This window comes from Bacillus sp. I-2 (genome assembly GCF_001974945.1).
Lineage (GTDB): Bacteria > Bacillota > Bacilli > Bacillales > Bacillaceae > Bacillus > Bacillus safensis.
On sequence record NZ_LZRW01000022.1, the window covers coordinates 289,012 to 303,357 of the forward strand.

The following is a 14,346-nucleotide window of genomic DNA, read 5'->3' on the forward strand; positions in this document are numbered from 1 at the left end:
TTAATCGTATCGCTTCCGCAGCGTAGAGGACGGAAGATTCATTTGTTCGCGATATTTCGCAATGGTTCTGCGCGACGCGCGGATGCCGAAGGTTTGCTGAAGCAGCGTCATGATTTGCTGATCTGAATACGGTTTTTTCTTGTTTTCCGTTTGGATGAGCTCTGCAATGTGCGTTTTGACTGTGTAGCTGGACGCCTCTTCTAGCGAATGCCCTTCTAATTTCGCTTGGAAAAACTGTTTCATTTCCATAAGACCATAAGGGGTTTGCACCATTTTCCCTTTTACAGTCCGGCTGACTGTTGACTCATGGACTTGCAGTATATCTGCGATCCGCTTCATCGTAAGCGGTTTCATTTTATGTTTCCCTGTTAGGAAAAAATCGGTCTGATGTGAGATAATCTCACGAACGACATGAGTCATCGTTTGCTTTCTTTGCTTCAGCGCTTGGACAAGCCAATTGTACTGCTGCTCTTTTTCCTTTAAGTACGCATATGCTTCATGCCGCTTTTGATCTTGAATCATGGCGAAGTAGCCTTCATTCATTTCAACGTCTGGAAAAGCGCGCTGATTCAGCTCAAATGTGATGTGATCCTGCATCACAGTAATCGTCACATCAGGCTCTATATACACATGCTCTTCATCATATGAGAAATGAAGACCTGGTCTTGGTTCAAGCTGAGACACTTCATCTTGTACCACCTGTAGTGTTTTCATTGAAACACCTGTTTTCGCCGCAATTTCCTTCCAAGCCTTTCTGGCAAAAAGAAAGAAATGTTCTTCGATGATCAGCTCGGCTTCATACCAGCGCTTCTTTTTCCTTCTCAGCTGAAGGAGGATGCATTCCTGCAATGATCTTGCGCCAATCCCGGCAGGCTCCAGCGATTGCAGCTGATGAAGGACAGCTTCTACTTCTTCAGCTGGCACCTCTAAGACAGCTGCCATTGCGTCAATCGGTTCATTTAGATAGCCATTGGAATCAATGGACTCAATCATAAAGTGGAAGATTCTTTGATTCTTTTCACTTAAATTTAAATCAATCGCCTGTCTTTTTAAAAACATTTGCAGGCTTTCTTTTTGATGCGTTCGATACGGCTCTGTCATTCGATCGTGTGATTTTTTATGATAAACTGGTTGATAGCTGTCCGTGTCTTTCCGCTCAATCAGAGGGTTCTCAAGTGCTAACTGGTCAAGATACTCGCCGAGCTCTGTGCAATTCAGCTGCATCAGCGTAATGGCCTGCCTGAGTTCTGGTGTGAGCACCTGCTTTAATACCTGTTCTTGTTGCAGTTTAAGGCTCATTGTCTCCCCTCCCTCTCATCATTTTACATGAAGATTGACGGACCGTATATACGAAATAGGAGTGATTTCTATGTCTGAACTTTTTTCCGTTCCATACTTTGTCGACAACTTGAAGCAGCACATCGCCATGAACCAAAATGAAGACAAGGTTCATGCCATGAATGCCTATTACCGCTCAGTGGTGTCAACGCTTGTTCAAGACCAGCTGACCAAAAATGCGGTTGTATTGAAGCGAATTCAGCATCTTGATGAAGCCTATCAAAAGGTGAAAAAAGAAAGCGAATGAACGAAAAAGAACACCCTTTGTCAAGATGACAAAGGGTGTTTATCATATGCGAAAAGTTTCTGATCCAGCCTCGATTTATACATCATCAAAAAGCCAGACCGCCCGACAGTATAAATGATAAAGGCAAACCATAGGCCATGATTGTGCCAAAGGGGCGTGACCGCGGTTTGAACGACGATAAACAAAATCATCGCAAACAGCATCGAATTTCTAACAGGGGCAATTTCTGTCGCACCTGTAAATACGCCGTAAATGACCAAACCGAAACAAGCCGCAAACGGAAAAAGAACGAGCCAGTTTGCATAGCGTAATGTCACATCTAGCAGCTGAGGGAGATTTGTAAACAAGCTCAATATCGGCTCTTTTAATAAAAAATAAACCGCCGCAATGACACATGCCATGACAAGTGCCCACTGCCTCGAAAGGGTTATGGTTTTTTCATAGAGGGTGCGGTCATTTGCACCAACTGATCTGCCAACTAGGATGCTGGACGCATTGGCAAAACCATCGAACAAATAAGCCATGATGTAGTGAATTTGAAATAAGATGGCATTGGCTGCCAGCAGCTCTGTACCAAAAGAAGCACCTTTTGCCGTAAACATATTGATGACCACTAGCAGACAGATCGTACGAATAAACAAATCCTTATTCACATGAAACATTTTCTGCACTGCCTGAGTATCCATGATTTTCTTGATGGAAGGCATCTGGAATCCGTTTGACGAATGCTTCATGATGATCCATGCCCCTAACACAAAAGCGGTTATTTCAGATATCAATGTCGCAGCCGCAACTCCTTTGACTGCAAACGAAAACACATGAGCAAGCAGAAATGCGAGGGCCATATTCATAACATTGATCAAGATTTGTAATGAAAGAGCTTCTTTCATTTTTGCCATCCCCATCAGCCAGCCCAATATGACATAATTCATTAAAGTAAATGGCGCTCCCCAAATGCGAATATGAAAATAGTCTGCGGCGAATTGACGGACATCAGCATCAGGAGAGATCACTAGAAAAGCAGATTGAATGATCGGCCATTGCAGGGCAATAAAACAAAGTCCGACAATGATGGCAACGAAAAAAGGTCTTAGAAAAGCAAGAACGCCCTGCTCCTCATTCTGTGCACCGTTTGCCTGGGCGGCAAAAGCAGATGTACTGACCCGCAAAAAACCAAACAGCCAATATAATGTACTAAAAATGAGACTGCCAACCGCAACGCCTCCAATATAAGCGGGATTTGCGAGCTGACCGACAACCGCTGTATCAACAGCTCCCAGTAATGGGGTGGTCATCGTTGAAATTGTTAAAGGAATGGCCAAAGCCAAATACGCTCGATGGTTCACACTGCCACCTGCCTTTCATGAAAAATAGCCTCTTTCCTAAAAGAGGCGCAGATTGCCTGCAAAGGGCTAAAATCTTTCTTTTCGCCCTTTGTCTTTTTTTCAGCTTGAGACCTACACGCTGAGGCATTGATAAAATGAAGATTTACCGAACCGGTCTGCCAATCGTTCGTGACAAAGGATGGTCTGCGAGCATTGCATTTCTCATTTTCCGCACCGCTTCCTTTTCTGATGAAAAAAATTCATCCTTTGATTGAAATTGGGCAGCAAGCTCTCCTTGATCAAGAATCGCCAATTGATCACATAAGTGATAGGCTGCTGTTATATCATGTGTAATAAATAAGTAAGCCACACCCAGCTCCTTCTTTAATTCTACTAATAAATCTAAAATGACAGCCTGCGTCACCATGTCTAAGCTGCTGACAGATTCATCAAGTACAATGAGCTTTGGCTGGAGCAATAAAGCTCTAGCGATGTTGATCCTTTGCAGCTGGCCGCCGCTGAATTGGTGCGGATATTTAGACAAATCCTTTTCACCGAGCCCAACTCTTTCCAGCCAGTGAATCAGTACGTTTTTACGTTCCTTCCGGCTCATAGATTCATAGTTTTCAAGCGGTTCAGATAAAATTTGTTCAACTGTCCATCTTGGATTTACCGCGGAATAGGAATCCTGAAACACTGCTTGCACATGCCGGCGAAAATGCTTACGTGTTGGCTGATCTGCACGATAGACATCCTGACCTTCAAAAAGCACCTGCCCAGCTCTTGGTTTCTCTAAACCAAGTATGATGCGGCCAAGTGTACTTTTTCCTGCACCGCTTTGTCCCAGCAGCCCAAGGCAGGTGCCTTCTTCAATAGTTAAATCGACGCTTTTCAGAACAGGGGCTGCGCCTTTTTTTCTCATTAGAAACGACCGGCTGTTGTATGCATGACTGACTGCTTTCACTTCTAATAAATGCAAGGGACTTCTCACCTCAAATCGGACAAACAGCTGGGATGGATGGACGAGCTGCTAATAGTTTTTTTGTATAATCATGCTTTGGTTGTTCAAAGAGTTCAAGAACTCCTGCCTTTTCAACAATTTCTCCTTGTTTCATGACGACAACTTGATCTGCCATTTCAGCAATGACACCAAGATCGTGGGTAATGAGTAAAATGGCCGTTCCATGTTCATGACGAATTTGGTTCAGATGCTGAAGCACCCGTTTCTGATTGTGTACATCTAATGCGGTTGTCGGCTCATCTGCAATGATGAGGGGCGGGTGCATACAGGCAGCCATGGCGATCATGACACGCTGCAGCATCCCTCCGCTTAATTCAAAAGGATAGTTATTGAACAGCTGATCTGGCTGCGGCAGATTCATTTGCGCTAACGCATCCATTGCCTGTGCTTGTGCCTGCCTTTTACTGACAGCAGTATGCCGGCGGATGGTTTCAACCAGCTGATGACCGATTGTCCATACCGGCGTAAAGCTGTTCATTGGATTTTGCATAATATACGAGATGTCTTTGCCCCGAATGGAACGCATATCCTTTTCACGTATACCGATCAATTCTCGTCCCTGTAATGTGATACTGCCAGTGACTTCAGTTGTTTTTCGATCAAGCATACGTAAGATCGACATACTTGTCACTGTTTTCCCGCAGCCGCTCTCACCAATTAATCCAAGGATTTGACCGCGCCCTACTTCAAACGAGACTTCTTGAATAAGAGGGCTTTTCCCTTGAGGTGTTTTCGTCTGCACATGCAGGTTCTCTACTTGTAAAATGGACTCTTGCACATTGATCATTCCTTTACACACGGCGTTTGATGCCATATTTCTCTGAAAGGGCTTCTCCTAGTAAATTAAACAGAATCACCACAGCCATGATCACAAGACCTGGGTACAGCATTAACTGAGGGTTCGTTTGAATGTAAGATTTCCCTTCATGAATCATCGCTCCCCATTCAGGCATAGGAGGCTGAACCCCTAATCCGAGGAAAGACATCGCAGAAATGTCCATAATCGCCCATCCCATTTCGAGTGTTCCAATGACTGCTAATGGCGGCAGGACATTGGGAATCATATGCTTTCTCATGATGTTCCAATGCGAGGTTCCACTGATTTTTGCAGCTGCAATAAAGTTCTGTTCTTTTAAACTCAGCACCATTCCTCGGAAGACGCGGGCATAATATACCCATTGCACAAGCATCAAGGCAAGTACGACTTGAGGAAGTCCCGGACCGAAGATGCCGACTAATCCAAGGATCAGCACCAGGTTGGGAAATGCCATGACGCCGTCACAGATTCTCATCAAAACATGATCGATCCAGCCGCCTTTGTATCCTGAAAAGAGGCCGACAATTAAACCAATGAATAACGAAGAAAGAAAGATTAATAACGCACAGCCGAGCGAAACACGCGCACCATATAAAATACGAGATAAATTGCATCGTCCTAATTGATCCGTTCCAAGAGGATACTCCCATGAAGATCCCTTTAGCTTCATTGCTAGATTGACAGCTGCCGGATCATGTGGAGCGATCCATGGTGCACATATTGTCACAATCAGCAGGAGACCGAGCAGCAAAGCGCAGATCGAGATCATCTTTTGATGAGAGAAGAGATGTTTTACTTTTGTCATCATTGCTGGCGGCCTTCCTTTCTAGAAATACGGGGGTCAATGATCAGCTGAACTAAGTCAACGATCAAGCTGCTCAAGATAAAAATACAGGCTGACATGAGGACATAAAATTGAATGACAGGCAGATCCCGGTTAAAGATCGCTTCAATAAAAAAGCGGCCAAACCCTGGCCATGAGAAAACGGCCTCTACAATAATGGTTCCTGTTAACAGCTTGCCAAGGTTCACACCTAGTCCGGTCAGCATTGGCGATATCGCCATTCTGAACACATGCTTGAACATGATCGATTGTTCCTTCAATCCTCTGATTCTCGCATATTGAACGAAAGGCTCTTGAAGCGCCTCACTCACACTTGACCGTAACAGCCTTGTATACGTAGCAATTAAAGGGACTGCCAGTGTGATCGACGGCAGAATGAGATGCTCCCATGTTCCAATCCCTTCAACTGGTAAGAGGTCAAGCTTCACTGAAAAAAAGAAGATGAGCAAATACCCCAAGACAAACGTCGGGATAGATGCTCCTAAGAAAGAAATGAGCCGGCTCACATGATCAACGGCACCATTTTTCCTCATACCGCTGAAAAAGCCGAGCGGAATGCTGACACAAATAGCGATCAGCAGACTGGTAAGTGCCAATTGAATCGTCGCCGGTATTCGATAAATCACCTCATCAACGACAGGCTGATTGGACATATACGACCTGCCGAAATCAAGGTGAATGACTTTTTCAATGGTATGAAGATACTGCATATAAAACGGCTCATCTAAGCCGAATTCACTTCGTTTTTGCGCTAATATTTCATCTGTAGGCTGGATATGAGCCGCTGCTAAATATGCCTCAGCCGGGTCAACTGGCGAGAGGTGAATCATACCAGTTGTGAGCAGTGTGGCTAATAAAAATACAGGAATAATTGATAGCACTCGTTTGACGATATAGCGGCCCATTTCCTTACCTTCCTTCTGTTACTTCAGCTTAATGCCTGTGAAAGGATGTTCATCACGATTTGCAGGGAATTCAAAGTCCTTCACAGCTTTTTGATAAACGGCTGTCTTTTTAAAATAAGAGATTGGCACAATTGCCCCTTGATCCTGTAAAGAGGATAAGACAGATGAATACAGTGCTTTGCGTTTCTTTTCATTTGTTGTGGATGGAATTTCCGTCATTTCTTTGATCAGCTTTTCCTTATTTGGGTAGGCTGAAATGGCTTCTTTGAATCCAAAACCATCTGATGAGAGAACGTTCATAAATGTATGCGGATCATACGGCGCTCCGTAGTTGCTAAAGAAGTTCATATCAAACTTATTGGCTTTAAAGCGTTGAACCTGTGTTGCCAAATCCACACCCTCAAGCTTGACGCCGACACCAACGGCTGCCCATTCTGCTTGCAGCGTTTCCGCCATCGCTTTTTGAATTGATTCCGCTGAGTCATACATCATACTAAACTCAAGCTTTTTCCCATCTTTTTCACGAACGGATTTTCCTTTTGGAAGTGTCCAGCCCGCTTCATCCAGCAATGCTTTGGCTTTGTCCACATCATATTTGAAAGACTTCACTTGAATGTGTGACGTATACGGCATGTTAGTCGGCAGGATGTGATCTGCTTCATCCTCTAAACCTGAGGTGACTCCTTCTACCATTGATTTTTTATTGAAGGCATATTGAAGGGCATGACGCACTTTCTCATCTGACAGCTGATCCACTTTTGTGTTCATAACAAGCTGTCTCGTTGCAACAGGCTCTGACATTTTCGTTTCATACTTGCCGCTTGCCTCAAGCTGTTTGTAAGAATCAAGGCTAATGGTTCCTTCTCCGTAAAGTAAATCCACATCACCTTTTTCAAATGCCATGACTCTCGTTTCCGCATCTGGGATGACCTTTACCTTGATTTCTTTTACCTTTGGTTTTTCTCCCCAATAATGATCGTTTCGTTCGAAAATGGCATAATCATCTTTCTTATATGTTTTTAAAACCCAAGGGCCTGTCCCCACTGGTTTTTCAATTCCTTTTGACGTATCTCCGTTTTTAGGGAAACCTGCTTCACCTAAGAAACGAACTGGACGAACAACGGCTAATTCTTGCACAGTTGGATAATATGGTGCTGTTAATGTGAGTTTAAATGTCTTTTTATCAACGGCTTCTGTCTTTTTGATTTTCTTAATGACACCTAACCAGCTATGTAAATCTTTATTTTTTAAAATTGTATCGAAGTTCTTTTTGACAATGTCCGCATTAAATTCAGACCCGTCTGAGAATGTCACTCCGTCTCTTAAATGGAACGTATACACCTTGCCATCCTTTGAAACATCCCATGATTTCGCTAATTCAGGTTTCAGCTTACCATTCTTTTGATAGCTGACCAATGGCTCATAAATCATTGATTGCGCAAATAATTGTGATGGGTTGTATACGTGTGGATTCATTTCACCAATATCTCTTGGCCACGCCATTGTGATCATATCAGGATGATCCTTATTTCCTTCTGCTCCATTGTTTGTTTGAGAGCATCCTACTAGTAAAAAGAAAATAAGCAGGAATGGTAACACTGAATTTATTTTAATTTTCGGAAAATTTCTCCAAATAGACATAAGTTGTTCCTCCTAATTGATGCTGATAATCATTTTCATTTTAAGGAGGAAGGAAGCCGTTGTCAATATCATATTTGAAACGAAATAACAATACTTATTCCTATTTATTCCATAAATTGAGGAATTTGATAGAAAGAGAGGCAGGCTGCTTACGAATGAGCAGCCTGTGAAGAGGTAAATGATTTTTCTCGCAGCATGTCATGGAGTATATGGATGATACGTTCCTGATCTGCATCTGTCATGCTCGTTCCAGACGGAAGACAAAGCCCCCGCTCAAATAACAGCTCAGATACAGGAGTGCCTTTTTCCGCAGTATAAAAAGGGCAATGACGAAAGAGCGGCTGCTGGTGCAGCGGCTTCCATACATGCCTTGCTTCGATTTGTTCTTTTTCTAAAGCACCAATGATATCTGCTGGAGACAATTGTTTATCACGATCAATGGTCAATGCCGTCAGCCAGCGGTTGGATTTCGTTTCTTGATATTCTGGCATCAAATGAAGTCCCTCTGCTTCTGATAAAGCGTCCTGATAACGCTGGAAAATGCGGCGCTTTTGTTCAACACGCTCGTCCAGCACTTCCATTTGAGCAATCCCGACCCCTGCTAAGAGGTTGCTCATGCGATAGTTGTATCCCATCTCTTGATGTTCATAGTGCATGGCTTGTTCTCTGGCCTGTGAAGCAAGAAAGCGGCATCGTTCAATCGCAGCTTCATCATCACTCACAAGCATTCCGCCCCCTGATGTTGTAATGATTTTATTTCCATTAAAAGAATAGATACCGAACCTGCCCATTGATCCGCTTTTTCTTCCTTTATAAAGCGTGCCTAACGATTCAGCGGCATCCTCAATGACTGGTACATTATATGCTTCACACAGAGCCATGATCTCGTCCATTTTTGCACTTTGTCCATATAAATGGACAACGATGACCGCGCGGGGTTTTTTCCCAAGACGTTTTGATTCAACAAAGGCTTTTTCTAAAGCAAGCGGGCACATATTCCATGTCTCCCTTTCAGAATCAATAAAAACGGGCTCCGCTTGTTCATATAAAATCGGATTTGCCGTTGCAACAAACGTGAGGGTGGAACAAAAGACAATGTCTCCTTTTTGAACACCTATCAGCTTTAAAGCAAGGTGAATCGCTGCTGTTCCTGAGGATAAAGCAGCTCCTGTCTTCACTCCTGCATAGTCCGCCACTGCCTGTTCAAATTCATTCACAAGCGGTCCAAGCGGCGCAATCCAGTTGCTCTTGAAGGCTTCCTCTATTTTGAGATACTCTTTTCCGCTCATATGCGGAGGAGATAAGTAAATTCGCTTCCTTTTTTCTTTCATTAAATTCCACCTTCTTTCCGATTTTTGATTTCCATTGCTGGAATACCTACAGCGACCTTCTGATCATGTATATCTCTTGTCACTGCTGCTCCAGCGCCAATGACAGACCAGCTTCCGATCGTTGTACCGGGTGTCACCACGGCACCAGCCCCAATATGGGCACCTTCCCGCACGGATACACCGCCAGTCAGCACCGCGCCTGGTGACAGGTGCACAAACGATTCGAGCATGCAGTCATGCTCTACGATAGACCCTGTATTTATAATCGTATGCTCACCGATAGCTGCATCTGCTTGAACCACTGCCCTTGCCATCACGACAGTCCCCCTTCCAATGACAGATGACGGACTCATGACCGCCTCTGGGTGAATGAGTGTGGCATATGCTGTGTCTTCAAATGAGAGGCGTTCCTTCATGAGCTGTCTGATCTCATTTTGTCCGATCGCAATCAGCCATTTCATATGAGGCATTGTCTCTCTCAGCTGCTCACTCATGGAGATCGGTCCATACAAAATCCCGCTTTGAGTGACCGCCTCTTCAAATTGATCATCTAATACCGCACATAATAAGTAATCGGCATGTGCAAAAATGAGATCTTGGATGACTTTGCTATGTCCTCCGGCCCCAATTAAACCAATGGTTTGCTTCTTACATATCGGTTCCTTTAAATTTTTCAGCTGTGGCATGATCCGGCTGCTGCACCCCCTCTGTTTTCATGACTTTCAGCAAGGTCATCCATAAAATTTTCATATCGAGCCAAAACGATTGATGCTCGACATACCAAAGGTCATAGGTGAATTTCTCCTCCCATGAAAGCATGTTTCGGCCGTTCACCTGTGCCCATCCTGTTATGCCGGGCTTCACAAGATGACGTCTTGCTTGTTCTTCTGTATACATAGGCAAATACTCCATCAAAAGCGGTCTTGGCCCGACAAGACTGAGCTCTCCTTTGAGTACATTGACTAGCTGCGGCAATTCATCAAGACTAAGCTTTCGAATCAAGGCGCCGGTTTTTGTTAATCGCAAATGATCTGGCAGCAGCACCCCATGTTCATCGCGTTCATCGGTCATCGTCCGAAATTTATATAGCATAAAAGGCCGGCCATACAGACCAGGCCGCTTCTGCCGAAACACCACAGGCGTTCCAATTTTCCATCTAATCAGTCCATAGATGAGAAGAAAAAGAAGACTGCCTGCGATGAGCAGCGTCAATGCCACCGTCACATCTATCATTCTTTTCATCATTGCATCTCCTTTTCATATTAGCGGGAGACCGCATGTTTTACCTTACGCATCAGCTGCATCCGCTCTCGTTTCGTTCCTGCAAACAGATACAAGTAGCCCATATAGAGAATGAAACAAAGCCCGCCAATACAAAACAGCTCCCACCATGAAGTCACGTTATATACCGCCTGAATCCCCGCACAGATGCCCCAAATGATTAGCGCTCCAGCAAGTGGAACCAGTGTATGCTTGTAAAAGATAGTGCGTTTCTGATTCGTGATCCTGGCCGTATAAAATGGCAGAAACACAATATTTTTAATCAATAAAACCATTGCCCCCGCTGATGCAATGCCATATAAACCAAGCTGCAGCATATGAGTCAATCCATAGGCAAAAAGTACATTAGACACACCTAATATAAGGGTGACAACTGCAGGAACTTTCAATCGATTAAACACGGTCGGCACATATGTGAGCGGTAAAAACATCAAGGTCAAACATAAATAAGCCGCATGAATCATGAGAAGCCATTTCAGCTCCTCAAAGGCAGGCCCAAGCCATAAAAGCATGAGCGGACCAGCGAGACCTCCTAGAAGTGCGGCTGGAAACGCAACAAATAAGCCGCTCCACTTAATGGCGTTTGCAGCATATTGAATGAGTCCCTCTTTGTCCTGATTCGAATAAAATTTCGTGATCGTTGGTGCAAACACAACGGCCAGTGTTCCTGCCAGCGTGCGTAATAATAATGGAAACTGTAAAATTGCCGCATATTGGCCCGTCGCTTCCGCTCCAATGAGCAAGTTGGTCATCAATAAATCAATTTGTAAAAACAACAATATCCCCATTTGCTCAAATGAATGCCAGACCCCTGATCGAACAAGAGTGAGACTAGACGATAATGAGACGTGCCGCCACTTAAACGAAAACCAAGGGATGAGTTTCTTAAAATAATAGATACCGATTCCCATAGCCGCTAAGCTTCCTATGACGGCCGCAAGCGGGATATGCCAAATGGCTGGTGTCGTCCATGTAAACAGGATGACAATCATCAGCGCCCTCAAAAACATTTGAATCGCCTGTCCAACACTTGATACATAGAGCTTATTCGCATAAAACGGTGCAGCCCCAATGCCAGACATGACGAAATTGAGCATAAATAAAAGACCCCCTAAAATAAAGGCGGTCTGTGTGTCTTTTGCGAGATGAACAGGCACATGAAGCCACTCAACCAGCTGATGAGACATGAAAAGACAAAGCAAAAAGAGACTAATAGATAGTAAAAACGAACTAACGAAATAGGAAGCGAGATAGCGCTGCGCCTTTTCCATCTCTCCTTTATGAGCCGCCACAGAAAAAAAACGCACAACAACCGCACTTAACGAAGCCGTAATGACCGATAAATAGTTAATCATATTTTGCGTCAAATGGATTAAGCCGAATGCTTCCACTCCAAGCGTATGAACAATAAAAGGTGTTAAACAAACAGACATAAGCATCATCAGGATAAACGTGATTAAGTTCGCACTGGCATTGTAAAGAAACGCTCGATTCATTGTGCTTTCACGCAGCGTTTAAGAGCCCTCATCCAGCTTCCTCTCCCTTTTGACTGCTTGTTTTCATCAACTGATGAACGGCCTCTTTCACGGCTGCCTCATTTGGTTCTTTTAAAAGGGTCATAAACGGAAGGTGAGCCACCCACTCAAATCCCTCCATCACCTTATGATCAAACGATCTCAGGACAACACACGGTGTATGAGTGATCGCACAAAAGATCATGCCATGCAGACGATCTGTCACGACGACCTGTGCTTGTTTTAACTCCGTCCACAAAGCCGTTAACTCCTCTAAGCGAGTTGTTCGATCGACTCGTATGCCAATTGTCGTTGTGATCAAACCGACTTGATCATATGTCTCTTGGATATGCTGCTGCAGCTGCTGGCGCTCCTCCATTGTGAGATATGCTTCTTGATCCTCACGCAGACAAAGCAGAACCCCTTCACGTGTTTCATCCTTCGATGATTCGTCTAATGACAGCACCATATCAGGCTGTTTCCACACATCTTGATCAGGAAAATGAAGCTTCATCCATTCATAGGTTGTTTGATCTCTTGCCATGAGGAGCAGTCTCGGGTGCTGCTTATACGTGTGAATGGCGCGGCGTTCCTCTCGTTTCCCTCTCTTTGTTTCTGTAAAATGTACAGTGGCAGGCAGCTGGATCATGGGATAGGACTTGAAGGTCTTGATGATAAATTGTCTCGTCCATTCTTCGTACCGGTATAAATCCCCCATGTTGCCCCCACCGATGATACAGACGATGTCTTCTGGATGCCGGCTGCGCTTTAGCGGACGGGCGAGGCGATAGATCTCTTTCATGTCCACTTCTATGATGTCATAGGCTGGAAAGTGTTTCTTTAAAAAACAATAACTCGCATAGGCAATCGCATGATCCCCTAAATTATCATGTCCCGGCAGCAGCGTGAGAATGATTTTCTTCTGATGACTCAGCTCTGGCAGCCTTTGGCGGCTCAGTCTATACTCAAGCGGATATTTGACCTTTAAGAGCAGCCACTCTGCGGCTTTTGCCTTCAATTGATGCACTGTCAATCCCATCACCCCTATTTCCTTGTTTGATATTCGATCCATTTTTGATAGCTAGAAGCCGCGGCAGAAAGCGGATAAACCAATCGGCACTTAGCAAGAAATAAAATCATTCGCTTTTGAACTGTGAGCTTTGATGGTTCCACTTGTTTGACGGCATGCTGAAAAGCCTCGTGTGTCACCATTTCCCGCATGTGATCAAGCTTTTCCTGAATAGAGAGATCATTTTGGCTCTTCCATTCGTTGAGCATACAATGAAGCGTATGATTGACGATAAAAAAGTCTAATGCTTTCTCATACAGAGAGATGTCATCATGCTCTTTTAAAAACGAGCGCTGTGCATGATAAAAGGTCAGTCCATGATGAAAATACTGCTTCTGATATCGCTGTACAATAGATGACAGATGAATCCTGTAATAATAAAGGGGCTCATGAACAAAAGCGATGCTGCGTGATAAAGAAAAACAGCGCAGCGTCACATATTGATCTTCAATGTTCTCAAGCTCACCCCGCAGCGGAAATCGAATGTGGTGTTTTTCCATAAAGGCACGCCGATACAGCTTATTCCATGAGAATCCAGTCAAGTCTCCGTGTAATAACGCTTTGATTAAATCCGTTTTTTCGGCTGAGCGCTTGTCTAACAGCGTCGTTGGTATCGTTCGCTTTGACTGTTCAAATTGAATCCAATACTCACTCACAACAAGATCTGCCCCGGTCATTTCGGCTTTTTCATACATCGCTTCACAGTAATGAGGAGCGAGAATATCATCTGAATCCACAAAGGCGAGATACGTCCCTTTCGCTTCCTCGATGCCCCGGTTTCTCACAGCGCCTAACCCTTGATTGGATTGATGGATTACCCGGAAACGCTCATCACGCTCAGCAAATGCTTCAAGCCATTCACCGCTGCGGTCGGTCGATCCATCATTGATAAGAATGACTTCTATATCGGAAAAGCTTTGATCTGCAATTGATTGAAGACATTGCTCCACATATTGACTCGTATTGTAAACTGCGACCAATAGACTGATAGCTGGCATTACAGCATGCCCCAC

Annotated in this window: 14 protein-coding genes; 1 reads left to right on the forward strand and 13 read right to left on the reverse strand. The window is 44.2% G+C overall.

From position 1 onward, the window contains the following. Entirely contained in the window at positions 1–1,299 is a 1,299-nt protein-coding gene (gene rpoN, locus BAE31_RS07830; RefSeq protein ID WP_076840066.1) for an RNA polymerase factor sigma-54, read from the reverse strand. Positions 1,300–1,369: 70 nt separating this feature from the next. On the opposite strand from rpoN, the gene yvfG reads away from it, so the two are divergent. Beyond that, positions 1,370–1,585, forward strand: coding sequence for a protein YvfG (yvfG, locus tag BAE31_RS07835; RefSeq protein ID WP_024423509.1), 216 nt, complete (start codon positions 1,370–1,372; stop codon positions 1,583–1,585). 20 nt (positions 1,586–1,605) lie between these two features. Here yvfG and BAE31_RS07840 read toward each other — a convergent pair whose 3' ends face one another. The 12 genes from BAE31_RS07840 to BAE31_RS07895 form a co-directional block, all read right to left on the reverse strand. Next, on the reverse strand, positions 1,606–2,931 hold the full coding sequence (locus tag BAE31_RS07840; RefSeq protein ID WP_076840068.1) for an MATE family efflux transporter: 1,326 nt from the start codon (positions 2,929–2,931) through the stop codon (positions 1,606–1,608). A gap of 142 nt (positions 2,932–3,073) precedes the next feature. Next, positions 3,074–3,889, reverse strand: coding sequence for a nickel import ATP-binding protein NikE (nikE, locus tag BAE31_RS07845; protein ID WP_041107856.1), 816 nt, complete (start codon positions 3,887–3,889; stop codon positions 3,074–3,076). Between the two features lie 13 nt (positions 3,890–3,902). After that, complete coding sequence (gene nikD / locus BAE31_RS07850; RefSeq protein WP_170871279.1) at positions 3,903–4,718, reverse strand: nickel import ATP-binding protein NikD; 816 nt, start codon at positions 4,716–4,718, stop codon at positions 3,903–3,905. Positions 4,719–4,722: 4 nt separating this feature from the next. Continuing rightward, complete coding sequence (gene nikC, locus BAE31_RS07855) at positions 4,723–5,556, reverse strand: nickel ABC transporter permease subunit NikC (protein ID WP_076840070.1); 834 nt, start codon at positions 5,554–5,556, stop codon at positions 4,723–4,725. Further along, on the reverse strand, positions 5,553–6,497 hold the full coding sequence (gene nikB, locus BAE31_RS07860; protein WP_041115631.1) for a nickel ABC transporter permease subunit NikB: 945 nt from the start codon (positions 6,495–6,497) through the stop codon (positions 5,553–5,555). The genes nikC and nikB overlap by 4 nt, the downstream gene beginning before the upstream one ends. An 18-nt stretch (positions 6,498–6,515) precedes the next feature. Further along, complete coding sequence (nikA, locus tag BAE31_RS07865) at positions 6,516–8,138, reverse strand: nickel ABC transporter substrate-binding protein (protein ID WP_041107862.1); 1,623 nt, start codon at positions 8,136–8,138, stop codon at positions 6,516–6,518. Positions 8,139–8,287: 149 nt separating this feature from the next. Further along, positions 8,288–9,469: a DegT/DnrJ/EryC1/StrS family aminotransferase gene (locus BAE31_RS07870; protein WP_076840072.1), complete on the reverse strand. Its 1,182-nt coding sequence runs from the start codon at positions 9,467–9,469 to the stop codon at positions 8,288–8,290. Beyond that, complete coding sequence (locus BAE31_RS07875; protein WP_076840074.1) at positions 9,469–10,155, reverse strand: acetyltransferase; 687 nt, start codon at positions 10,153–10,155, stop codon at positions 9,469–9,471. Before BAE31_RS07875 ends, BAE31_RS07870 begins: the two co-directional genes overlap by 1 nt. Continuing rightward, complete coding sequence (locus tag BAE31_RS07880) at positions 10,118–10,711, reverse strand: sugar transferase (RefSeq protein WP_083703981.1); 594 nt, start codon at positions 10,709–10,711, stop codon at positions 10,118–10,120. Before BAE31_RS07880 ends, BAE31_RS07875 begins: the two co-directional genes overlap by 38 nt. A 20-nt stretch (positions 10,712–10,731) precedes the next feature. Then, positions 10,732–12,246, reverse strand: coding sequence for an MATE family efflux transporter (locus BAE31_RS07885; protein WP_076840078.1), 1,515 nt, complete (start codon positions 12,244–12,246; stop codon positions 10,732–10,734). Positions 12,247–12,274: 28 nt separating this feature from the next. After that, entirely contained in the window at positions 12,275–13,297 is a 1,023-nt protein-coding gene (locus BAE31_RS07890; protein WP_076840247.1) for a polysaccharide pyruvyl transferase family protein, read from the reverse strand. Between the two features lie 11 nt (positions 13,298–13,308). Continuing rightward, a complete protein-coding gene (locus tag BAE31_RS07895; RefSeq protein ID WP_076840079.1) occupies positions 13,309–14,331 on the reverse strand; it encodes a glycosyltransferase family 2 protein in 1,023 nt (340 codons plus the stop codon). Positions 14,332–14,346: the final 15 nt, after the last annotated feature.